Annotated in this window: 20 protein-coding genes; 16 read left to right on the top strand and 4 right to left on the bottom strand. The window is 71.4% G+C overall.

The genetic code is table 11. The features are described 5' to 3' along the window. Nucleotides 1-138 precede the first annotated feature (138 nt). The 6 genes from gatC (at nucleotide 139) to ACFFBG_RS13215 (ending at nucleotide 5603) form a co-directional block, all read left to right on the top strand. Nucleotides 139-465, top strand: coding sequence for an Asp-tRNA(Asn)/Glu-tRNA(Gln) amidotransferase subunit GatC (gene gatC, locus ACFFBG_RS13240; protein ID WP_375479422.1), 327 nt, complete (start codon nucleotides 139-141; stop codon nucleotides 463-465). Beyond that, a complete protein-coding gene (gene gatA / locus ACFFBG_RS13235; protein WP_375479420.1) occupies nucleotides 465-1964 on the top strand; it encodes an Asp-tRNA(Asn)/Glu-tRNA(Gln) amidotransferase subunit GatA in 1500 nt (499 codons plus the stop codon). Before gatC ends, gatA begins: the two co-directional genes overlap by 1 nt. Beyond that, a complete protein-coding gene (gene gatB / locus ACFFBG_RS13230) occupies nucleotides 1961-3439 on the top strand; it encodes an Asp-tRNA(Asn)/Glu-tRNA(Gln) amidotransferase subunit GatB (protein WP_375479418.1) in 1479 nt (492 codons plus the stop codon). Before gatA ends, gatB begins: the two co-directional genes overlap by 4 nt. Then, nucleotides 3436-3879, top strand: coding sequence for a hypothetical protein (locus ACFFBG_RS13225; RefSeq protein ID WP_375479416.1), 444 nt, complete (start codon nucleotides 3436-3438; stop codon nucleotides 3877-3879). The genes gatB and ACFFBG_RS13225 overlap by 4 nt, the downstream gene beginning before the upstream one ends. A gap of 65 nt (nucleotides 3880-3944) precedes the next feature. Next, nucleotides 3945-5072, top strand: coding sequence for a hypothetical protein (locus tag ACFFBG_RS13220; RefSeq protein WP_375479414.1), 1128 nt, complete (start codon nucleotides 3945-3947; stop codon nucleotides 5070-5072). A 30-nt stretch (nucleotides 5073-5102) separates the two neighbouring features. Then, nucleotides 5103-5603 (top strand): hypothetical protein, encoded by a 501-nt coding sequence (locus ACFFBG_RS13215; RefSeq protein ID WP_375479412.1) that lies wholly within the window; start codon nucleotides 5103-5105, stop codon nucleotides 5601-5603. Between the two features lie 49 nt (nucleotides 5604-5652). Here ACFFBG_RS13215 and ACFFBG_RS13210 read toward each other — a convergent pair whose 3' ends face one another. Then, nucleotides 5653-6861 (bottom strand): PQQ-dependent sugar dehydrogenase, encoded by a 1209-nt coding sequence (locus tag ACFFBG_RS13210; RefSeq protein ID WP_375479410.1) that lies wholly within the window; start codon nucleotides 6859-6861, stop codon nucleotides 5653-5655. A gap of 146 nt (nucleotides 6862-7007) precedes the next feature. On the opposite strand from ACFFBG_RS13210, the gene ACFFBG_RS13205 reads away from it, so the two are divergent. Continuing rightward, nucleotides 7008-7796: a polysaccharide deacetylase family protein gene (locus ACFFBG_RS13205; RefSeq protein WP_375479408.1), complete on the top strand. Its 789-nt coding sequence runs from the start codon at nucleotides 7008-7010 to the stop codon at nucleotides 7794-7796. Between the two features lie 64 nt (nucleotides 7797-7860). Further along, nucleotides 7861-8769 (top strand): 2-hydroxyacid dehydrogenase, encoded by a 909-nt coding sequence (locus tag ACFFBG_RS13200; RefSeq protein WP_375479406.1) that lies wholly within the window; start codon nucleotides 7861-7863, stop codon nucleotides 8767-8769. A gap of 48 nt (nucleotides 8770-8817) precedes the next feature. On the opposite strand, the gene ACFFBG_RS13195 is transcribed toward ACFFBG_RS13200, so the two are convergent. Next, complete coding sequence (locus tag ACFFBG_RS13195) at nucleotides 8818-9291, bottom strand: PH domain-containing protein (protein WP_375479404.1); 474 nt, start codon at nucleotides 9289-9291, stop codon at nucleotides 8818-8820. 30 nt (nucleotides 9292-9321) lie between these two features. Between ACFFBG_RS13195 and ilvD the strand changes: the two genes are divergently transcribed. After that, entirely contained in the window at nucleotides 9322-11025 is a 1704-nt protein-coding gene (gene ilvD / locus ACFFBG_RS13190; protein ID WP_375479402.1) for a dihydroxy-acid dehydratase, read from the top strand. A gap of 120 nt (nucleotides 11026-11145) precedes the next feature. Here the strand turns inward: ilvD and ACFFBG_RS13185 are convergent, their stop codons facing one another. Beyond that, nucleotides 11146-11754, bottom strand: coding sequence for a CAP domain-containing protein (locus ACFFBG_RS13185; RefSeq protein ID WP_375479400.1), 609 nt, complete (start codon nucleotides 11752-11754; stop codon nucleotides 11146-11148). Between the two features lie 487 nt (nucleotides 11755-12241). Between ACFFBG_RS13185 and ACFFBG_RS13180 the strand changes: the two genes are divergently transcribed. From ACFFBG_RS13180 to cimA, 5 genes are all read left to right on the top strand, one after another. Beyond that, nucleotides 12242-14038, top strand: a complete 1797-nt coding sequence (locus ACFFBG_RS13180) for an acetolactate synthase large subunit (RefSeq protein WP_375479398.1) — start codon at nucleotides 12242-12244, stop codon at nucleotides 14036-14038. A gap of 46 nt (nucleotides 14039-14084) precedes the next feature. Further along, on the top strand, nucleotides 14085-14609 hold the full coding sequence (gene ilvN / locus ACFFBG_RS13175; RefSeq protein WP_375479396.1) for an acetolactate synthase small subunit: 525 nt from the start codon (nucleotides 14085-14087) through the stop codon (nucleotides 14607-14609). 30 nt (nucleotides 14610-14639) lie between these two features. Beyond that, on the top strand, nucleotides 14640-15668 hold the full coding sequence (gene ilvC / locus ACFFBG_RS13170; RefSeq protein WP_375479394.1) for a ketol-acid reductoisomerase: 1029 nt from the start codon (nucleotides 14640-14642) through the stop codon (nucleotides 15666-15668). 95 nt (nucleotides 15669-15763) lie between these two features. Then, a complete protein-coding gene (locus tag ACFFBG_RS13165; RefSeq protein WP_375479392.1) occupies nucleotides 15764-16786 on the top strand; it encodes a 3-isopropylmalate dehydrogenase in 1023 nt (340 codons plus the stop codon). 268 nt (nucleotides 16787-17054) lie between these two features. Continuing rightward, nucleotides 17055-18644, top strand: a complete 1590-nt coding sequence (gene cimA, locus ACFFBG_RS13160) for a citramalate synthase (protein WP_375479390.1) — start codon at nucleotides 17055-17057, stop codon at nucleotides 18642-18644. 59 nt (nucleotides 18645-18703) lie between these two features. Here cimA and ACFFBG_RS13155 read toward each other — a convergent pair whose 3' ends face one another. After that, the gene (locus tag ACFFBG_RS13155) at nucleotides 18704-19234 is read right to left on the bottom strand and encodes a hypothetical protein (protein WP_375479388.1); all 531 of its coding nucleotides are present in this window, start codon (nucleotides 19232-19234) and stop codon (nucleotides 18704-18706) included. Between the two features lie 75 nt (nucleotides 19235-19309). Here ACFFBG_RS13155 and ACFFBG_RS13150 point away from each other — a divergent pair, with 75 nt between their 5' ends. Continuing rightward, on the top strand, nucleotides 19310-20110 hold the full coding sequence (locus ACFFBG_RS13150) for a fumarylacetoacetate hydrolase family protein (protein WP_375479386.1): 801 nt from the start codon (nucleotides 19310-19312) through the stop codon (nucleotides 20108-20110). Between the two features lie 58 nt (nucleotides 20111-20168). Beyond that, a complete protein-coding gene (gene gltX, locus ACFFBG_RS13145; protein ID WP_375479384.1) occupies nucleotides 20169-21632 on the top strand; it encodes a glutamate--tRNA ligase in 1464 nt (487 codons plus the stop codon). Nucleotides 21633-21711: the final 79 nt, after the last annotated feature.

The raw sequence follows: 21711 nt of genomic DNA, 5'->3' as shown, positions 1-21711 counted from the left end.
CAGCCTGCCGCATGGACGTGTCACCCCGGTTACGGGTACCTCCCGCCTCGGTGTCTGAGATGGTCGAGATCGGCCCCCCTGAAGCGACCATCTCGGGCACCAAGGCAGGGGACCTGGTGGAACGTAGACTTCGACGTCGTGTCCGACTCTTCCAGCGCATCCCCGCCCGGCCGGATCAGCCGCGCCGACGTCGCCCATCTCGCCCGGCTCGCGCGGCTCGCCGTGACCGAGGACGAGCTCGACGTCTTCGCCGGCCAACTGGACGTGATCCTCGGCGCGGTGGCCAGGGTGCGCGAGGTCGCCGCCGACGACATCGCGCCCATGTCGCACGCGGTGCCGATGACCAACGTCTACCGGCCGGACGTCGTGCGCCCGTCGCTGCCCCGCGAGGCCGTCCTCGCCGGCGCCCCCTCGGTCGAGGACGACAAGTTCCGCGTGCCGCGCATCCTCACCGAGGAGGCCTGATGGGCGCCGCGGGCGGCGACCTGACGACGATGACGGCCGCGGCTCTGGCGGCGCTGGTCGCCGACGGGTCGGCCTCCGCCGTGGAGGTCGCGCAGGCCCACCTGGACCGAGTCGACGCCGTCGATGGCAGCGTTCACGCGTTCCTGCACGTCGACGCGGACGGCGCGCTCGCCGCGGCGCGCGCGGTGGACGACGCGCGGGCGGCCGGCCGCCCCCTCGGCCCGCTGGCCGGCGTCCCGCTCGCGATGAAGGACGTCGTCGTCACGGCCGGGGTGCCGACGACGGCCGGCTCGAAGATCCTGCAGGGCTGGGCGCCGCCGTACGACGCGACTATCGCCACCCGGATCAAGGACGCCGGCATCGTCATGCTCGGCAAGACCAACATGGACGAGTTCGCGATGGGCTCGTCGACCGAGAACTCCGCGTACGGGCCGACGCACAACCCGTGGGACCTCACCCGGATCCCCGGCGGCTCAGGCGGCGGGTCCGCGGCCGCCCTAGCCGCGTTCGAGGCGCCCCTCGCCATCGGCACCGACACCGGCGGCTCGATCCGCCAGCCCGCCGCGGTCACCGGCACGGTCGGTGCAAAGCCCACTTACGGCGGCGTGTCGCGCTACGGCCTCGTCGCGCTCGCCTCGTCACTCGACCAGGCCGGGCCGTGCGCGCGGACGGTGCTCGACGCCGCGCTGCTGCACGAGGTGATCGGCGGGCACGACCCGCTCGACTCGACGTCGATCGCCGCGCCGGTGCCGGCTGTCGTGGCGGCCGCGCGCGAGGGCGCGCGCGGGGATCTGCGCGGCGTGCGGGTGGGCGTCGTGCGCGAGCTCGGCGGGGAGGGTTACCAGGCCGGCGTGCTGGCGTCGTTCGACGCGGCGGTGACGACGTTGCGCGGCCTCGGCGCCGAGGTCGTGGAGGTCAGCTGCCCGAACTTCCAGTACGCGCTCGCCGCGTACTACCTGATCCTGCCGAGCGAGTGCTCGTCGAACCTCGCGAAGTTCGACTCCGTGCGCTACGGGCTGCGGGTCGGCGACGACGGCGTCAACTCCCTCGAGGACGTCATGTCGCTCACTCGCGAGGCCGGCTTCGGGCCGGAGGTCAAGCGCCGGATCATGATTGGCACGTACGCGCTGTCGTCCGGGTACTACGACGCGTACTACGGGCAGGCGCAGAAGGTGCGCACGTTGATCGCCCGCGACTTCTTGGCCGCGTTCGAGGCGGCCGACGTGCTCGTGTCGCCGACGTCGCCGTTCGTCGCGTTCGGCATCGGCGAGCGGGTCGCGGACCCGATGGCGATGTACGTCAACGACCTGTGCACGCTGCCCGCGTCGTTGGCCGGGACCCCTGCCATCTCCGTGCCTTGCGGGTTGTCGGAGGGGCTGCCGGTCGGGTTGCAGATCATGGCGCCGGCGCTCGCCGACGACCGCTGCTACCGGGTCGCCGCCGCCTTCGAGGCGGCCGTCGCCCCCGTCCTCGCCCGCATCCCGGAGCTGGTCAGATGACCTACGAATCGGTGCTTGAGACGTACCAGCCGGTGATCGGGCTCGAGACGCACGTCGAGCTCGGCACCGTGTCGAAGATGTTCTGCGGTTGCTCGACGCAGTTCGGCGCCGAGCCGAACACGCACGTCTGCCCGGTCTGCCTCGGCCTGCCCGGGGCGCTCCCCGTGGCGAACGAGAAGGCGATCGAGTCCACCATCCGCATCGGCCTCGCGCTGAACTGCTCGATCGCGTCGTGGTGCCGCTTCGCGCGCAAGAACTACTTCTATCCGGACATGCCGAAGAACTTCCAGACCTCGCAGTACGACGAGCCGTTGTGCGTCGAGGGCTATCTGGACGTGGTGGTCGGCGACCACACCGTGCGGGTTGGTATTGAGCGGGTGCATCTCGAGGAAGACACCGGCAAGAACACCCACGTCGGCGTCTCGGGTCGCATCCACGGCGCCGATCACTCGCTCGTCGACTACAACCGCGCCGGCATCCCGCTCGTCGAGATCGTCACAAAGCCGGTCGAGGGGACGGGCGCGCTCGCGCCGGAGACCGCCCGCGCATACGTCGCCGAGTTGCGTGACATCCTGCGCACGCTCGAGGTCAGCGACGTGCGGATGGAGCAGGGTTCGCTGCGCTGCGACGTCAACACCTCGCTGAATCGGCCGGGGGCGCCATGGGGCACCCGCACGGAGACCAAGAACGTCAACTCGCTGCGCTCGGTGGAGCGCGCGGTGCGCTCGGAGATCCTGCGGCAGGCGGACATCCTCGACGCCGGCGGCCGCATCAAGCAGGAGACCCGGCACTTCTCCGAGCAGAGCGGCGACACCCGGCCCGGCCGCAGCAAGGAAGAGGCGACCGACTACCGGTATTTCCCCGAGCCCGACCTCGTGCCGATGGCGCCGGACGTCGACTGGGTCGAGTCGCTGCGAACCGGGCTGCCCGAGCTCCCGGCGGCGCGCCGCGTCCGGCTGCGCGACGTCCTCGGGGTCAGCGTCGAGGACATGATCCACATGACGAATGCCGGCGTGGTCGACGCGGTGGGCGCCACCGTCGACGCCGGCGCGCCGGTCGGCGAGGCGCGTAACTGGTGGCTCGGCTACCTGGCGCAGCGGGCCAACGAGCAGGAGATCGGCGCCGCCGAGCTGCCGATCACCCCGGCGCAGGTCGCCCGGGTCATCGCCCTCGTGGCCGACGGCTCGCTGTCGGTTGCGCTCGCCCGGCAGGTCGTCGACGGCGTGCTGGAGACCGGCGCGGACGTCGACGCCGTCATCGCCGAACGCGGGCTGCAGGTCGTCTCGGACGCCGGCGCGCTGGAACAGGCGGCCGACGACGCGATCGCGGCGAACCCCGATGTCGCGGGCAAGGTTCGCGGCGGGAAGGTCGCCGCGGTCGGCGCGCTCGTCGGCGCGGTCATGAAGGCGACCCGCGGCCAGGCCGACGCCGCCGCGGTGAAGGACATCCTGCTGGCCAAGCTGGACGCGTCGTGAACGCCTACGGCCGCGCGGCGCTGGCCGGCCTGGCCACCGGCGGCCGCACCTTCAGCGCGCTGTCCTTGCTCGTCGCGCGTCCGCGCCGAGGCGACCCGCTACCTAAGCGGCTCACCTCCTCGGCTGCCCGGCACATCGTGACGACCAGCGCGTGGGGCGAGGTGATCGGCGACAAGCTGCCGATGACACCGTCGCGCACCGCGCCTCCCTCGCTGGCCGGCCGGATCGCCACAGCGGCCCTGTGCGGCTTCGTGCTGGGCCGCCGCGCCGGTGTCGCGCCCGCGCGGACGGTCGCGCTGAGCGCGGCGGCGGCGGCCAGCTGGTCCTTCGGCGGTGTCCGCTACCGCGCGGTCGCGGCGAAGGCGTTGGGCAGCGACCTGCCCGGCGCGCTGCTCGAAGACGTCGCCGCGTACGCCGCCGCGCGCGCCGCGTTCGCTTGATGCGGCGACGCCTCGCGGCGGTGGTCTCAAGCGCGGTGGCGCTCCGCTCGGTAGCGTTGTTCGCGGTGGTGTTGTTCGCGGTGGTGTTGTCGCCGGTGATGTCCGCGGCGCTGCCAGCGCAGGCGTCGACCCGGACCTCGCGTGTCGAGTGCCGGCTGAGCGACCCGCGCATCGACGAGGCCAGCGGCATCGCCCGCGGCATCCGCTCGCCCGGAGTGCTCTATGTCGAGAACGACAGCGGCGACGTCAACCGGTTCTTCGCCGTCGACCGTCGCACCTGCGCCACCGCCGCGGTCGTCACGGTGCCGGGCGCTGCGAACGTCGACTGGGAGGACCTCGCCGCCGCCCCGGACGCGCAGGGCACGCCATCGGTGTGGCTCGCCGACATCGGCGACAACGACGAGATCCGCAGCTCGGTCGAGGTTTATCGCGTGGACGAGCCGCGGATTGCCGCCGGCAGCCGCGACCGGGCGGTCAAGGCCGCGACCGCCGACGAGTGGCGGCTGCGCTATCCCGACGGCGCGCACAATGCCGAGTCCTTCGCCGTAACGCCGGACGGGGTCGGCTATATCGTCACGAAGTCAGTGCTCGGCCAGTCGGAGGTCTTCCGGCTGCCCGCGAAGCCGGACCGGCGCCGGGTGCAGACTCTGCAGCGCGTCGGCGCGATCCCGTTCAACCCCACCGGCACCGACGACCCGTTCGGCATGCCCGGCGAGCTGACGGCCACCGGAGCGGCGTTCTCGCGCAACGGCGCGGTGTTCGCCGTCCGGACCTACAGCGATGCCTACTTCTGGCCGGTCCGCGACGGCGACCTCGCCGATGCCCTGAAGTCCGCGCCGAAGCGGGTCGCGCTGCCTCGGCAGCGTCAGGGCGAGGGCATCGCACTGGACGGCGACCACGTGCTGCTCGACTCCGAGGGCGTCGGCACGTCGATCGACACGATCGCGGCGCCGCGGCTGGCCACGCCGAGCGTTCCGCGCGGCACGTCGCCAGCGACGGACTCCCGCGCCACCCCGGCGTTGGCCTCCGGCTCGGCGGCCGCACAGTCGCCGTCGGCCACGGGCAGCTCGTCGTCCGCGTCCGGCTCGAAGGGCGGCAGCGGCAGCTGGCTGCCCGGCCTGGTGATCCTCGCTCTGGCGTTGGTCGGCGCGGGCGCCTGGTGGATCGCGCAACTGCGCCGCCCGGCGCGCTGACGGCAGCGTCATTCAGGGCACTATCGGCATATGCCCCTCGCCGCGAAGCACGAGGCCACCACCATCACGATCTGGATCGTCGTCGGCGTGGTGGCGCTGCTGGTCGTCGCCGCCGTGCTGCGGCGGGTGTTTCACAAGCGGGGCATGCGCGAGCCGATGATCGTCCGGCTGCTCAACCGGATCTCCGACCGCTTCGTCAACGCCGTCAAGCGTCCGTTGACGATCGCGGTGCTCGACGAGGTCGCCGAGGTGCTGCGCACCGGCCACTACACCCGCAACATCGCCTCCGCGCTCGAGGAGAACCGCGAGGAGATCAAGCAGATGGTGCTCGAGAAGATCAAGGACGATCCGACGGCCGGGCGGGTGAACCTCATCCCGTTCCACGACCGGATCATCGAACAGGCCAGCGACACGACGCTGCGGGTGCTGCTCGAGATCCTGACCGACCCGCGTACCGACGAGTTGGTCTCAGACATGCTGCGCGACAACGTGACCCAGATCCGCCGCGCGGTCCGCGAACGGGACAGTTGACCACCAGCGCGGGCAGCGTCTGGCGGGGCTGAGTCAGGCGGGGGCCGGGTCAGGCGGGATTGCTGCCGCCGCCCTGCGGCGGCAGGATCCGAAGCACCCGCTCGTCGGCGGCGACCGGGTTGCCCTTGCCGTCGCGGTTGGACGTCGTCAGCCACAGCGCGCCGTCGTCGGCGGCGACGACCGTCCGCAGCCGGCCGTATTTGCCGGTCAGGCTCGCCGAGAACGCGCCGACCGCCGGCGCCGCGGAGCCGCCGCCGACGCGGGCGGACAGCAGGGCCCGGCCGTCGAGCGTCGTCACGTGCAGCACCCCGTCCTGGATCGCGCAGCCGCCAGGCGCGGTGTCGGGCGCCGGCAGCGTGGCGGCCGGCGGGCGACCAGCGCCCGACGTCGCGTCGTAGCTCGCGCCGGCGGCGAGCGCGTTGACCTCGGCCGGTGAGCCGGCGCCGCCAGGCTGAGTCTCGAACACGGCTGTGCCGTCGGCCGTGCACAGCCCGTCGACCTCGGAGTGGCCGGACGTCCAGACCGCCGAGCCCGGCCGCGGATTGCCCGGCGCCGCGCCGCCGATGTCGGTCACCCGCAGCACCTTGCCGGCGAGGCTGCGCGGGTTGGTCGCTGCGCGGGGGTCGCCGGCGTCGCCGGTGCCGATGTAGAGCCGGCCGTCCGCGCCGAACGCGATCCGGCCGGTGTTGCCGGTGCGGCCCTTCGGGATGCCGGCGAGCACCGGGGTGACCGGCCCGGTCAACGTGAAGTCGACGACGCGGTTGTCGGTCTTCGTCGTGATGTAGGCGTAGATGAGGCCGTCCTGGTCGTAGGTCGGCGACAGCGCGAGGTCGAGCAGACCGCCGTCGCCGCTCGTGTCGAGCCCGGTGAGCGTCCGCACGGTCGGCACCGGCCGGCCGGGGGTCGGCTGAACCCGCACGATGCGCCCGGTGGCGCGCTCGCCGACGAGCGCGGTGTTGTCCGGCAGGACGGCCAGCCCGACCGGCGAGGTCAGGTGCGTGGCCACGACGTCGGGATCGCCCTGACCCGCCGCGCCGGACGACGATCCGCCGCCGATCCCGCCCGGGGCCGGGCGCTGGGCGCTGCTCGACTGCCCCGGCTGCGGGATGATCGGGGTCAGCTGGATGCCGGGCCCCTCGCCAGCGGTGCCGAAGTCCGGGCTGGGCGCCCAGGTCGGCGTCTGCGCGGCGCGGGCCGACGTGCAGCCGGCCAGCAGCGCGGCCGCCGCCACGAGCAGCCCCAGTCGCGAACGTCGCACCGCCCCAGTGTGCCTGGCGTCGCTGTGGCCGCGTCGAGACCGTTTCGTTGCCGTGTCCTCAGCGCGCTGGGGGCGTCGGTCGGCGAAGATCCGACGGGGCTGATAAGTCCTCGATCGGCTGATCGAGGAGGGGAGGGGACGCGCTGATGGACAACTTGCCGAGCCGTCGAAGCGTGCTGCGTCTTGGCGCTGCCGCCATCGCGCCGCTGGCGGCCGCCGGGTTCGGCGAAGCGCTGCTGCCGGCCGCCGCGCACGCCGCCGACGGCACGCGCCGCCCGCCGCCGTGGACGCGCGAATGGCGGCATGCGATCCGCGATCTGCGGCAGTTCCGGCATCGCTGCCCGGCGGTCCACTTCCCGCGCCGGGCCTTGATGCTGACGATCGACGACGGTCCGAGCCGGGTGTGGACGCCGCGCTATCTCCGGCTGCTCGCGAAGCACGACGTGCGGGCCACCTTCTGCATGATCGGCGAGCAGATCCACCCCAACCGGCACATCGCCCGCGAGGTCGTCGAGCACGGCCATGTCATCGCGAACCACACATGGGACCACGACGAGCAGCTGACGTACGCGTCGCCACGGCACATCCGGTCGGAGATCAGCCGGACGACACACGCCATCCACCACGCGACCGGCTTCGTGCCGAGCCAGTTCCGCGCCCCCGGCGGCACTTGGGGCCCTGCGCTGCTCGCCGAGTTGCACCGGCAACGGCTCATGCCGCTCGGCTGGGACGTCGACCCGCAGGATTGGGCGCTGCCCGGCGTGGCCGCGATCGAGCACACGATGCTCACCGCGCGCAGCGGCGACATCATCCTGTGCCACGACGGCGGAGGAAATCGCGCGGAGACCTACGCGGCGTTGAAGCGGGTCATCCCGGTGCTGCTGCGCCGCGGCCACACGTTCGTCACCCTTCCCGCGCCGCAGCCGAAGCGCTGATCGAGACGGACGCGTTCCACTCGGAGGCGTCGAGTCGACACATCCTGGTCGTTAGGCTCAAGGCGTGCTGATCTGCGTTCCCTCCGAGTCTGGACGCAAGCTGCTCGGCGATCCGCCGGACGGTGTCGAGCTGATCGTCTGGAACGGCTCGGGCGAGGCGCCGAGGCGGGCTGACGAGATCGAGTTCCTCATCGGCCGGGACGACCTCATGCCGCCGCCGCGGGAGGCCTTGGCCGCCCTCGCCGCGCTGCAAGTCGTCCAATCCCCGTCAGCGGGCGTCGACGCCTGGCTGCCCTTGGTGCCGGACGGCGTGCGGCTGTGCAGCGCGCGCGGCGCGCACGGCCCGTCGACGGCCGAAGTCGCCGTCGCCGGCGCGATCGCCGTACTGCGCAGGTTTCCCGAGCTCGTGCAGGCGCAGGCGGCGAGGCAGTGGCAGCGCTCCGACGCGGACACGCTGGCCGATCGGAAGGTGCTCGTCCTCGGCGCCGGCGACATCGGCGAGCGGGTCGCCGTGGCGATGCGCGCCTTCGACGCCGAGGTGACGCTGGTGGCCCGGCACGGGCGTGCCGGCGTGCGCGAACTCGCCGACCTCCCCGCCCTGCTGCCGGAGGCGCAGGTCGTGGTGCTCTCGCTGCCGCACACGCCGGAGAGCGATCATTTGGTCGACGCCGGCTTCCTGGCCGCGCTGCCCGACGGCGCGCTGGTCGTCAACGTGTCGCGCGGCGGCATCGTCGACACCGACGCGCTGCTCGCCGAGCTGACGAGCGGCCGGTTGCGCGCCTTCCTCGACGTCACCGACCCCGAGCCGCTGCCCGCGGACCATCCCCTGTGGACGGCGCCCAACCTAATGGTGACGCCGCACATCGGCGGCGCGACGACCGCCCGCGAGCGTCGGGTCTACCGACTCGTCCGCGAGCAGATCCGCCGCTACGCGGCGGGGGAGCCGCTGCTCAACGAGGTCGACGGGTACTGACGGCTGTGCCGCTCGCGGCCGGGTCGGCCCGACGTCACCCCGGCGTGCTCAGCGCCGCCGGCGGCGCTGCGGAGCGTGCTTCGGCTTCGGGTCGGCGAGCTCGGGCAGCCGCCCGCCGCTGGTCCGCGACAGCGCGCCGAGCTCGGTGACGTGCACGCAGGGCAGCCGCAGCGCGCCGCCGTCGCTCACCGCGTACACGCTGCGGCCGCGCACAAACAGCCCGCGAATGTCGTCCCACGGCAGCCGCCGGGAACCGAACGCGGCCCGCACCCGCAACCCGGTCGAGTCGGCGAAGGTGGCCGTCCGGGCGATGAACACCGCGGCCGCGATCGGCGCCAGCAGCACGAGCGTCTGCCAGCCGACCGGCAGCGGGTCGCCGTTGTCGTTGCCGCCGTTGTTCGTCGTCAGGTCGAGGTTCGAGAAGGCGATCGGCGCCGAGCCGAACAGCAGGAACAGCACCACCAGGTATGCCGCCGGCGACAACCGGAATGCGCGCGCAGTCGCGTCCGAGGCCGAGCTCACGTCTGCACGGTAACCCGTATCGTTTGGCCGGTGACCAGCGAGGAGACCGGCCCTGCCCGGCCCGCCCACCGAAAGCCGCACAGCGCCGTCGTCACCGACGGCATCGAGCGCGCCGCCGCCCGCGGCATGCTCCGCGCGGTGGGCATGGGCGACGACGACTGGCGAAAGCCGCAGATCGGCGTCGCCTCGTCGTGGAACGAGATCACGCCGTGCAACTTGTCGCTCGACCGGCTCGCGAAGCAGGCGAAGGTCGGCGTCAAGGGCGCGGACGGGTTCCCGCTGGAGTTCGGCACGATCTCGGTGTCCGACGGCATCTCGATGGGCCACAGCGGCATGCACTACTCGCTGGTGTCCCGCGAGGTGATCGCCGACTCGGTCGAGACGGTGTTCCGGGCCGAGCAGCTCGACGGCGGGGTGCTGCTCGCCGGCTGCGACAAGTCGTTGCCCGGGATGCTGATGGCCGCCGCGCGACTCGACGTCGCCGCGGTGTTCCTGTATGCGGGCTCCACCCTGCCCGGCAAGCTCGGCGACCGCACCGTCACGATCATCGACGCGTTCGAGGCGGTGGGCGCGTGCCTCGCCGGGCGTATCACCCGGGAAGAGGTCGACGCCGTCGAGCGCGCGATCTGTCCCGGCGAAGGCGCCTGCGGCGGCATGTACACCGCCAACACAATGGCGTCCGCGGCCGAGGCCATGGGCATGTCCCTGCCCGGCAGCGCCGCGCCGCCGGCGCCGGACGCCCGCCGCGACGTCTACGCGGTGCGGTCCGGCGAGGCCGCCGTGCACCTCGTGGACGCCGGCGTCACCGCCCGCACGATCATGACCAAACACGCCTTCGAGAACGCGATCACCGTCGTGATGGCGCTCGGCGGCTCCACGAACGCCGTGCTGCACCTGCTGGCCATCGCCCGCGAGGCGAAGGTCGACCTCACCCTCGACGACTTCAACCGGATCGGCGACAAGGTGCCGCATCTCGCCGACGTCAAACCCTTCGGCGAATACGTCATGACCGACGTCGACGCCATCGGCGGCGTCCCGGTCGTGATGAAGGCGCTGCTGGACGCCGGTCTGCTGCACGGCGAGGCGCTCACCGTGACCGGGAAAACGGTGGCCGAGAACCTGCGGGACATCGCCCCGCCGGACCCGGACGGCAAGATCATCCATGCGATGAGCGACCCGATCCATCGCACCGGCGGACTGACGATCTTGCGCGGCTCGCTCGCGCCGGACGGCGCCGTCGTGAAGAGCGCCGGGTTCGACGCCGACAGCTTCGACGGGGTCGCGCGGGTGTTCGACCGCGAGCAGGCGGCCATGGAAGCGCTCGCTGCGGGCCGTCTGCAGTCCGGCGACGTCGTCGTCATCCGCTGGGAAGGGCCCAAGGGCGGCCCGGGCATGCGCGAGATGTTGCAGATCACCGGCGCGATCAAGGGCGCCGGGCTCGGCAAGGACGTCCTGCTGCTCACCGACGGCCGGTTCTCCGGCGGCACCACCGGGTTGTGCATCGGCCACATCGCGCCGGAAGCCGCGATGAGCGGGCCGATCGCGTTCGTCGAGGACGGCGACCGGATCCTTCTCGACATGGCCACGCGGACCCTCGACCTGCTCGTCGACGACGCCGAGCTCGAACGGCGACGGGCGAATTGGAAGCCGATCGAGCCGCAGTTCGACTTCGGCGTGCTTCGCAAGTACGCCAAGCTCGTCGGTTCCGCGGCGCACGGCGCCGTGTGCGACTAGACCGCGCTTCACGGCGAACGGTCACTCTGTGTAGCTAGTCCGACCGCGGGCTTAAATGCCGCGAGCGGGGCCGCCCGGGTGTGGGTGGCTCCGCTCGCTTCCCCGCGTGGCGGTGTGGGTTTAGCGGTGGCCGAAGTCGGTGGTGAGCCAGACTTTGTGGTGGATGCGGTCGATGAAGACGTCGATGCCGACGTTGCGGTAGTTCCGGCTGAGGATGTTTTGGCGGTGGTCGTTCATCGGCGGGCGCTCGTTGTACATGATCGTTTCGAGTTGGAGGACGGCGGCGGTGGAGATGCGGGAGTTCCAGGCGATGTTCTCTCCGGCGTAGGTCCAGTGGTAGCCGGCTTTGGTGATCCGGTTGGCGAAGAACGCCTCGTGCGGCAGTTGGTGGGACAGGGTGTTGGCCTGGGCCATCCGCAGGTTGTGCACTCGGGCGGAGTGCTTGAGTTTGCTGCTCATCGTGAGCGGGGCGAGGTGGTGGGCGCGGCGCTCGGCGTTCAGGGCGCGCTGGACCGCGACGGCGATCGAGGCTTCGTAGTGGGTGCGGGCGTGGCGCAGGGCCGGTGTGTGGGTGGCGGCGTCGGCGCTGGTGGTGCCGCCGATGAGGACGAGGGCGAAGGCGGCCAGCGAGGCGAGCACGGCGGTCAGGGCGGCCAGTCGGCGGCCCAGGCGGGCGCCGGCAAGCGCGGTGAGCCGGAGCGTGCAGCGGGGCGCGGTGAGCGTGTTCATGGGGGCACTCCTGGTCGAGGTGCGGTCTAGGACGACCCCCGCCAGACGTGCGATGCCGCCTGTTCGGCGACTGCCAGAACCCCATCCCCCCCGGGCGGTTCCTGGTAATCAGGGTTTACCCAAGGGCCAAAGGTCCCTCACTTGCAGTGACTAAGTTTTTACGAGAACCACACAAGGGCTAGCGCGGTCCCGGCCGACCGAGGCCGGCGGCTCGTCGTCCCCGGGGTGGTCCCGGGGTGGTCCCGGGGTCGTCCGGTCGTCGCCAGGTGGACGTCGCGCCGTTCAGTGGTTGTCCCGCGCGGGTCGGGAGCGGTAGTGTCGGCGCGTGCGTCGACTCGTACTCGTTATCGAGCGCGCCGCGTAGGCAAGCACCACACCTCGCGGCGCGCAACCCCTTCGTGCATTGGCACGGGGGGTTTTTTGTTGCAGTCACGAGGCAGCACTCGGCAGCCAAACCCGACGTAGGACCGGAAGAAAGCGATCGACCATGGCCGACACCCCCACCCCCCACAGCGAGACGATGACCGGCGCTCAGGCGCTGGTCCGGTCGCTTGAGGAGGTCGGCGCCGACGTCGTGTTCGGCATTCCGGGCGGGGCCATCCTGCCGGCGTACGACCCGCTCTACGACTCCACGAAGGTCCGGCACATCCTCGTCCGCCACGAGCAGGGCGCGGGACACGCCGCTGAGGGATACGCGCAGGCGAGCGGCAAGGTCGGCGTCTGCATGGCGACATCCGGGCCGGGCGCGACGAATCTCGTCACGCCGATCGCCGACGCCTATATGGACTCGGTGCCGATGGTGGCGATCACCGGCCAGGTCGGCCGTCCGATGATCGGGACCGACGCGTTCCAGGAGGCCGACATCTCCGGGATCACGCTGCCGATCACGAAGCACAACTTCCTGGTGCAGCGCGGCGAGGACATCGCCCAGGCGATCGCCGAGGCCTTCCACCTCGCCGCGACGGGCCGCCCTGGTCCCGTCCTCGTCGACCTGCCCAAGGACGTGCTGCAGGAGCCGACGTCATTCAGCTGGCCGCCGCGGCTCGACCTGCCCGGCTACCGTCCCGTGCTGCGCCCGCACGGCAAGCAGATCCGCGAGGCCGCCAAGCTCATCGCCGCCGCGCGACGGCCGGTGCTCTACGTCGGCGGCGGCGTGCTCAAGGGCCGCGCGACCGAGCAGCTGCGTCAGCTCGCGGACATCACCGGCATTCCGGTCGTCACCACGCTGATGGCCCGGGGCGCCTTCCCGGACAGCCACCGCCAGCACCTCGGCATGCCCGGCATGCACGGCTCGGTCGCCGCGGTCACGTCGCTGCAGAAGGCCGACCTGCTCATCGCGCTCGGCACCCGCTTCGACGACCGCGTGACCGGCCGGCTCGACAGCTTCGCGCCGCACGCGGCCGTCATCCACGCCGATATCGATCCGGCCGAGATCGGCAAGAACCGGGTGGCAGACGTCCCGATCGTCGGCGACGTCCGCGAGGTCTTGCTCGAGCTGATCCCGGCGATCGAGACGGAGTACGCCGCCGATCGCCGGGCCGACCTCACCGGTTGGTGGCGCCAGCTCGACCGGCTGCGCGAGACCTACCCGCGCGGCTACGACGACCCGGCCGACGGCGCGCTCGCGCCGCAGTACGTGATCGAGCGGATCGGCGAGATCGCCGGGCCGGAGGCGGTGTACGCGGCCGGTGTCGGCCAGCATCAGATGTGGGCCGCGCAGTTCATCAAGTACGAGCACCCCTATACCTGGCTCAACTCCGGCGGCGCCGGCACGATGGGCTACGCGGTGCCGGCCGCGATGGGCGCGAAGGTCGGCTGCCCGGACAAGCTCGTCTGGGCGATCGACGGCGACGGCTGCTTCCAGATGACCAATCAGGAACTCGCCACCTGCGCCATCGAGGGCATTCCGATCAAGGTGGCCGTGATCAACAACGGCAACCTCGGCATGGTGCGGCAGTGGCAGACGCTGTTCTACAACGAGCGGTACAGCCAGACCGAACTCGGCACCCACGGATCCGAGAGCTCGACCGGCCGCAAGACCAAGCGCATCCCCGACTTCGTGAAGCTCGCCGACGCGCTGGGCTGCATCGGGCTGCGCTGCGAGACCACGTCCGAAGTCGACGCGACGATCGAGAAGGCGATGGCGATCGACGACCAGCCGGTCGTCGTCGACTTCACCGTCGGCAAGGACGCCATGGTGTGGCCGATGGTCGCCGCGGGCGCGAGCAACGACGACATCCAGGCCGCGCGCGACATGCGCCCCGTGTGGGACGGCGACGAGTGAGCATCGATCCGACCCCCAGCGGCGCGACCATCCGGAACGAGGACCGATGAGCACCCACACGCTGTCCGTGCTGGTGGAGAACAAGCCCGGTGTCCTGACCCGGGTGGCCGGGCTCTTCGCCCGCCGCGGGTTCAATATCGAGTCCCTCGCCGTCGGGCCGACCGAGCACGCCAACGTCTCGCGCATCACGATCCTGGTCAGCGTCGAGGGGGCGGTGCTTGAGCAGGTGACCAAGCAGCTGAACAAGCTCATCAACGTGCTGAAGATCGTCGAGCTGGAGGAGAAGCAAGCAGTCCAGCGAGAACTGTTGCTCGTCAAGGTCCGCGCCGACGAGACGAGCCGGCGCGACGTGCTGCAGATCGCCGAGCTGTTCAAGGCGAAGATCGCCGACGTCGGCCCGGAAGCCCTGACCGTCGAACTCACCGGCCGGCCCGACAAGCTGGAGGCGATGCTGAAGATGCTCGAGCCGTACGGCATCCGCGAGATGGTGCAGTCCGGCATGGTCGCGCTCGGCCGCGGCCCACGATCGATGACCCAGACCGCGTTGCGCTCGGTCGAGCGCAGCGCCTAACCGAACACGACGGAAGAAGGAACGCCTCCGATGGCAGTGGAGATCTACTACGACGACGACGCCGACCTGTCACTGGTCCAGGGGCGCAAGGTCGCGGTCCTGGGGTACGGCAGCCAGGGGCACGCGCACGCGCTGTCGCTGCGCGACTCGGGCGTGGACGTGCGCGTCGGATTGCCGGAGGGCTCGCGCAGCCGGTCGAAGGCCGAGGACGAGGGCCTTCGTGTGCTGACCCCTGGCGAGGCGTGCGCCGAGGCCGACCTGATCATGGTGCTCGCGCCGGACCCGGCGCAGCGCGGTCTGTACGCCGAGGCGATCGAGCCCAACCTGCAGGACGGCGACGCGCTGTTCTTCAGCCACGGCTTCAACATCCGCTACGGCTACATCAAGCCGCCCGCGAACGTCGACGTGGTAATGGTCGCGCCGAAGGGACCCGGGCACTTGGTGCGCCGGCAGTTCGCCGACGGCAAGGGCGTTCCGGCGCTCGTCGCCGTCGAGCAGGACGCCACCGGCAACGCGCTCGCGCTCGGCCTGTCCTACGCGAAGGGCATCGGCGCGACGCGTGCCGGCGTGATCAAGACGACCTTCACCGAGGAGACCGAGACCGATCTGTTCGGCGAGCAGGCGGTGCTCTGCGGCGGCGCGTCGCAGCTGGTCATGTACGGCTTCGAGGTGCTGACCGAGGCTGGCTACGCCCCGGAGATCGCCTACTTCGAGTGCCTGCACGAGCTGAAGCTGATCGTCGACCTGATGTATGAGGGCGGCATCGCCAAGCAGCGCTGGTCGGTCTCGGACACCGCTGAGTACGGCGATTACGTGTCGGGGCCGCGGGTCATCGACCCGCACGTGAAGGAGAACATGCAGGCTGTCCTGCGCGACATCCAGGACGGCGCGTTCGCCGCCCGGTTCATCGCCGATCAGGACGCCGGCGCGCCGGAGTTCAAGGGCCTGCGCGCGAAGGGCGAGCAGCACCCGATCGAGGACGTCGGGCGCAAGCTGCGCGGGCTGATGTCCTGGGTCGCCTCCGACGACGACTACACCGAGGGCACCGCCGCGCGCTGACCCCGCCCTTACGCGACTTGTCCTCGCTTCGTCGGGCTGGCCGCCGCCGAAGCGCGGACAACTTGCCGACGGGTGGCCTCGATAGGGTTCGCCGTATGAGGCTGGCGGTCATTCCCGGGGACGGCATCGGCGTCGAGGTCACCGAGCAGGCGCTGCGCGTGCTCGACGCGGTCCTGCCCGGCGTCGACGCATCGCACTACGACCTCGGCGCGGCGCGCTGGCACCGCACCGGCGAGGTGCTGCCCGACTCGGTGCTCGACGAGATCGGCGGGCATGACGCGATCCTGCTCGGCGCGGTGGGCGACCCGTCGGTCCCGTCCGGCGTGCTCGAGCGCGGGCTGCTGCTGAAGCTGCGCTTCGCGCTCGACCACCACGTCAACTTGCGCCCGGCCAAGCTGTACCCCGGCGTGCGGACGCCGCTGGCCGGCGAGCCGGCCATCGACTTGGTCGTCGTCCGCGAGGGCACCGAGGGCCCATACGCCGGAAACGGGGGAGTGCTTCGCAAGGGCACCCCGCACGAGATCGCCACCGAGGTCAGCCTCAACACCGCCTTCGGCGTCGAGCGGGTGGTGCGCGACGCCTTCGCCCGGGCGCAGGCCCGCCCGCGCAAGCACCTCACCCTCGTGCACAAGAACAACGTGCTCGTGAACGCCGGCGACCTCTGGTTCCGCACCGTGCAGCAGGTGTCGACGGAGTTCGGCGACGTCACCGTCGCCTACAACCACGTCGACGCCGCGACGATCTATCTCGTCACCGACCCGGCCCGCTACGACGTGATCGTCACCGACAACCTGTTCGGCGACATCATCACCGACCTCGCCGCCGCGATCGCCGGCGGCATCGGCCTCGCGGCGAGCGGCAACCTCGACCTGAGCCACGCGCACCCGTCGATGTTCGAGCCGGTGCACGGCTCGGCGCCGGACATCGCCGGGCAGGGCAAGGCCGATCCGACCGCCGCGGTGCTGTCGGTGTCGATGCTGCTCGCGCACCTGGGCGAGGCAGCCGCGGCGCAGCGCGTGGAATCGGCCGTCGCCGCAGATCTCGCCTCGCGCGACCCGCGTCAGCCGGGTTCGACCGGCGAGATCGGCGAGCGGCTCGCCAAGGCCGCCGCCGGCTGAGTGGCTCGGCAGGTTGGGGTCGGGCTCCTGGCTCGCCGACGTCAGTGGTCAGTTAGGACCGACAGTGGTCACGTGCGGATGACCACTGACCGCGCAAACTGACCACTGACGCGCTCGACGCAGCTGTGGCAGACTGAGCACGTGCGCCCCACCTCGATCATTATCATCGGAGCGCGTCGGTAGCAGGTTCTTCACCGACGCGCCGACCCTCCGCATCCGCGGGGGGTTTTTTGTTGCTCTCGAATATCTAGGAAAACAGGGACTTGCCATGCAGACCGACGCCTTCCACGTCTTCGACACCACGCTGCGCGACGGCGCCCAGCGCGAGGGCATCACCTACTCGGTGGCCGACAAGCTCGCCGTCGCGCGGCTGCTCGACCAGATCGGCGTCGGCTTCATCGAGGGCGGCTGGCCCGGGGCGATGCCGAAGGACACCGAGTTCTTCGCCCGCGCGGCCGCCGGCGAGTTGACGCTGAGGCACGCGACGCTGGTCGCGTTCGGCGCGACCCGCAAGGCCGGCGTCCGGGTCGAGGACGACACGCAGGTCCGCGCGCTGATCGACTCGCAGGCGCCCGTCGTCACCCTGGTGGCGAAGTCCGACGTGTGGCACGTCGAGCGGGCCCTGCGCACCACGCTCGAGGAGAACCTCGCCATGGTGCGCGACACCGTCGCCTTCCTGCGCGCGCACGGCCGACGGGTGTTCCTCGACTGCGAGCACTTCTTCGACGGTTACAAGCACGACCCCGACTACGGCGTGCGGGTGCTCGATGCCGCAGCCGCGGCCGGCGCCGACGTCGGCGTCCTGTGCGACACCAACGGCGGCATGCTGCCGATGGGCGTGCACGACGTCGTCGCCGACATCGCCCGCCGCGCGGACATCCGGCTCGGCATCCACACCCAGGACGACACCGGCTGCGCCGTCGCCAACACCCTCGCCGCGGTCGACGCCGGCGCCACTCACGCGCAGGGCACCGCGAACGGCTACGGCGAGCGCGCCGGCAACGCCGACATCTTCGCCGTCATCGGCGGCCTGGTCACCAAGATGGGCCGCGACGTGCTGCCCGACGGCTGTCTCACCGAGCTCGTCCGCGTCGCGCACGCCATCGCCGAGATCGCGAACCTGGCGCCCGACACCCACGCGCCCTACGTCGGGGCGGCGGCGTTCGCGCACAAGGCCGGCCTGCATGCCAGCGCGATCAAGGTGTCGCCCGAGCTGTACAACCACCTCGACCCATCCGTGGTCGGCAACGGCCAGCGCATCCTGGTCACCGAGATGGCCGGCCGCGCGTCGGTCGAGCTCAAATCCCAAGAGCTCGGCGTCGACGTGTCGTCGCGCCCGGACGTCGTCAGCCGGGTCGTCGAGCGGGTCAAGGAGCGCGAGGCGGCGGGCTGGTCGTATGAGGCCGCGGACGCGTCGTTCGAGCTGCTGGTCCGCGACGAGTTGGCCGGGGCCGTCAGCACGCCGTTCGACCTCGAGTCCTACCGGGTGATCATCGACCGCCGCGAGGACGGCGCCCTGGTGAGCGAGGCGACGGTGAAGCTGCGCGCCGGCGGCCACCGGGTGATCTCGACCGAAGAGGGCAACGGCCCGGTCAACGCGCTGGACCGCGCGCTGCGGCGCGCGCTCGAGGGCGCGTATCCGCAGCTCGCGAAGATGGAGCTGACCGACTACAAGGTGCGGATCATGGCGGGCCGGCACGGCACCGACGCGGTCACCAGGGTGTTGATCGAGACGACGGACCGCGAGCGCGAGTGGACGACGGTCGGCGTGCACGGCAACGTCATCGAGGCGTCCTGGCTCGCGCTGCACGACGCGGTGCGTTTCGGCCTGCTCGGCTCGGCGACCCCGGCGCTCTAGCTGTCAGCGAGTGGGCAACGGTCACCCCGAGCGGGTGACGGTTACCGAGCAGGTGACGGTCAGCGAGTGGGTGACGGCCGGCGTGCCGGCGCCGGCCGCGGCCGGTCCTGCGCGAGGTCGTCCGCGCGCGCCCCGGCGAGCACACACGTGTCGCAGCTGTGGGCGCAGTCGGCGCCTGCTCCGTCGTGCGCGCAGACGTCGGCGGCAACGGCGCCGGCTGCCGGTCCCGCGTCGGCAGCGTCGTCCTGATCGACGATGTGCAGCTCGTCCGGGTCGTGCTCATGCCCGCAGCCGCACACTCGGCCGCCGCCGCCGCCGCCGGCGGCGCCGTGGGCGGCCAGCGCCGCCTCGAGCGCGTCATCGAGGCGTCGCTCGGCGATCTCGTCCTTGATCGATATCGCGACGCCCCACGACATCAACGCCAGCACGAGCGCGAGCACGAACGCGATGACCACGAAGGAGAGCACCAGGCCGCTGCTCAGGCCAGTGGCGGCCACGGCGCCGATCGCCACGAACAGCACGCTGAACAGGCCGAGGGTCGCGGCCAGCTGTCGACGTTTCGCGGCGGGCACCGCGGTCAGAGAGCTCACCCCGCGATTATGGCTGACCGGCCGCGGGGTCACCGACGCCGGAGCCGGCCGCCCACGTCGGTAGCCTCGTTCTTCGTGCGCATCGCCCGCTTCGTCCATCCCGGATCCGCCTCGGCGCCGGCCGGCGTGGCGTGGGGGACGGTTGAAGGACCCGCCGGCGCGGAGGTGGACGGGCTCACGGTGGCCGCGATCGCCGGCCACCCGTTCGGGGCGCTGGAGTTCACCGGCGACCGGTGGGCGCTGTCAGACGTCCGGCTGCTGTCGCCGTTCCTGCCGAGCAAGGTCGTCGCGATCGGGCGGAACTACGCCGCGCACAACGCGGAGATGGGCAACGACGCCCCGACCGCGCCGTTGATCTTCCTCAAACCATCGACCTCGGTGATCGGCGACGGCGATTCGATCCGGCTCCCGCCGTCCACCGCGCACGTGGACTTCGAGGGCGAGCTCGCCGTCGTCATCGGCACGCCGGCCCGCAATGTGACAGCGCAGGACGCGCTGCGGCACGTCTTCGGCTACGCCGCGGCAAACGACGTGACGGCTCGTGATCAGCAGCGCGAGGACGGCCAGTTCACCCGCGCGAAGGGGCACGACTCGTTCTGCCCGTTCGGACCGTGGGTCGAGACGGTGCTCGACCCGCGCGACCTGCGCCTGGTCACCCGGGTGAACGGCGAGGTGAAGCAGGACGCACGGACCAGCCAGCTGATCCACGACGTGGCGACGCAGATCGCTTTCATGTCGGCGGTGATGACGCTGCTGCCGGGCGACCTGATCCTCACCGGCACGCCGGCTGGCGTCGGCCCGATCGTCGCCGGCGACACCGTCAGCGTCGAGATCGAGGGCATCGGCACGCTGACCAATCCGGTGGTCGCAGCGTGAGCCGCACCCCACGCAATCGCTCGGCAAAGAACGCTTCACGATTCCGCGGAGACCCCGAATGAGCAGCCCAGCGTCCGATGTTCGCGTGCGGTTCTGCCCGTCGCCGACCGGCAATCCGCACGTCGGGCTGATCCGGACCTGCCTGTTCAACTGGGCCTACGCGCGGCACGTCGGCGGCACGTTCGTCTTCCGCGTGGAGGACACCGACGCCGCGCGCGATTCGGTGGAGTCGTATCACCAACTGCTGGACGCGCTGCGCTGGCTCGGCATGGACTGGGACGAGGGACCGGAGGTCGGCGGCCCCCACGGGCCGTACCGGCAGAGCGAACGCCGCGACATCTACCGCGACGTCGCCGGGCAGCTGGTCGCCGCCGGCCACCTGTACGAGTCGTACACGACCAATGAGGAAACCGAGGCGCGGCACCGCGCCGCCGGGCGGGACCCCAAACTCGGCTACGACAATTTCGACCGCACGCTCACCGAGGCGCAGCTCGCCGGGTATCGGGCCGAGGGCCGGCGGCCGGTGTTCCGGCTGCGGATGCCCGACCACGCCCTCACCTGGGATGACCTGGTGCGCGGCGAGGTCACCTTCGCCGCGGGGTCCGTCCCGGACTTCGTCGTCATCCGCGCCAACGGCGATCCGCTGTACACGCTGGTCAATCCGGTGGACGACGCGCTGATGCGCATCACCCATGTGCTGCGCGGTGAGGACTTGCTGCCGTCGACGCCGCGGCAGCTCGCGCTCTACCGCGCGTTGATCGACATCGGCGTCACCGACTTCACCCCGGAGTTCGGCCACCTGCCGTACGTCATGGGCGAGGGCAACAAGAAGCTCTCGAAACGCGACCCGCAGGCCGCGCTCAACACGTATCGCCAGGCGGGCTACATACCCGAGGGTTTGTTGAACTATCTCGCGTTGCTCGGCTGGTCGATCGCCGACGACCACGACGTATTCTCGATGACGGCGATGATCGAGGCGTTCGACGTCCGGGACGTGAACGCGAACCCGGCGAGGTTCGACGGCAAGAAGTGCGAGGCGATCAACGCGACACACCTGCGGCTGCTCGCCCCGGACGACTTCGCGCGACGGCTCGCCGACCAGGTTCGCGCGGCGGGGCTGCCGGCCGACGACGCGACTCTTCACGCGGCGGCGCCGTTGGTCCAGGAGCGCGTGCAGACGCTCGGGCAAGGCGTGCAGATGGTCCGCTTCCTGATCATCGACGACGCGGATTTCGCGATCGACCCGACGGCCGCCGACAAACAGCTCGGCGAGGCCGGCCAAGCCGTGCTCGCCGCGGCACTGCCGCCGTTGACGGCGCTGGGGGACTGGTCAGCCGGGCCGATCGAGACGGCCTTGCGCGAATCGCTGGTGGACGGTCTGGGCCTCAAACCACGCAATGCCTACGGGCCGGTGCGGGTGGCAATCACGGGCTCGACGGTGTCGCCGCCGCTGTTCGAGTCGATGGCGCTGCTCGGCCAACAGCGTTCGCTGGCCCGGCTGCGCGCGGCCCACACCGCGTGATTCGGCTCCCGAGGTCGAGTGGTGCGTTAACGGACTGAGTGGCGCGGAACACCGCGCCACTCAGCCAGATTTCGCGCCA

The sequence above is a fragment of the uncultured Jatrophihabitans sp. genome (assembly GCF_964251945.1).
In the GTDB taxonomy this organism is placed as follows: Bacteria; Actinomycetota; Actinomycetes; order Mycobacteriales; family Jatrophihabitantaceae; genus Jatrophihabitans.
The sequence above is the reverse complement of the archived record's forward strand: the minus strand, read 5'-3'. Positions and strand labels throughout refer to the sequence as shown.

Bases quoted from the DNA above. Each gene is read 5' to 3' on its own strand.
- ACFFBG_RS13185 (WP_375479400.1), bottom strand. From the start codon at position 11,754: ATGAACACGCTCACCGCGCCCCGCTGCACGCTCCGGCTCACCGCGCTT.
- ACFFBG_RS13165 (WP_375479392.1), top strand. From the start codon at position 15,764: ATGAGGCTGGCGGTCATTCCCGGGGACGGCATCGGCGTCGAGGTCACC.
- gatB (WP_375479418.1), top strand. From the start codon at position 1,961: ATGACCTACGAATCGGTGCTTGAGACGTACCAGCCGGTGATCGGGCTC.
- cimA (WP_375479390.1), top strand. From the start codon at position 17,055: ATGCAGACCGACGCCTTCCACGTCTTCGACACCACGCTGCGCGACGGC.
- ACFFBG_RS13215 (WP_375479412.1), top strand. From the start codon at position 5,103: ATGCCCCTCGCCGCGAAGCACGAGGCCACCACCATCACGATCTGGATC.
- ilvN (WP_375479396.1), top strand. From the start codon at position 14,085: ATGAGCACCCACACGCTGTCCGTGCTGGTGGAGAACAAGCCCGGTGTC.
- ilvC (WP_375479394.1), top strand. From the start codon at position 14,640: ATGGCAGTGGAGATCTACTACGACGACGACGCCGACCTGTCACTGGTC.
- ACFFBG_RS13205 (WP_375479408.1), top strand. From the start codon at position 7,008: ATGGACAACTTGCCGAGCCGTCGAAGCGTGCTGCGTCTTGGCGCTGCC.
- gatA (WP_375479420.1), top strand. From the start codon at position 465: ATGGGCGCCGCGGGCGGCGACCTGACGACGATGACGGCCGCGGCTCTG.
- ACFFBG_RS13180 (WP_375479398.1), top strand. From the start codon at position 12,242: ATGGCCGACACCCCCACCCCCCACAGCGAGACGATGACCGGCGCTCAG.
- gltX (WP_375479384.1), top strand. From the start codon at position 20,169: ATGAGCAGCCCAGCGTCCGATGTTCGCGTGCGGTTCTGCCCGTCGCCG.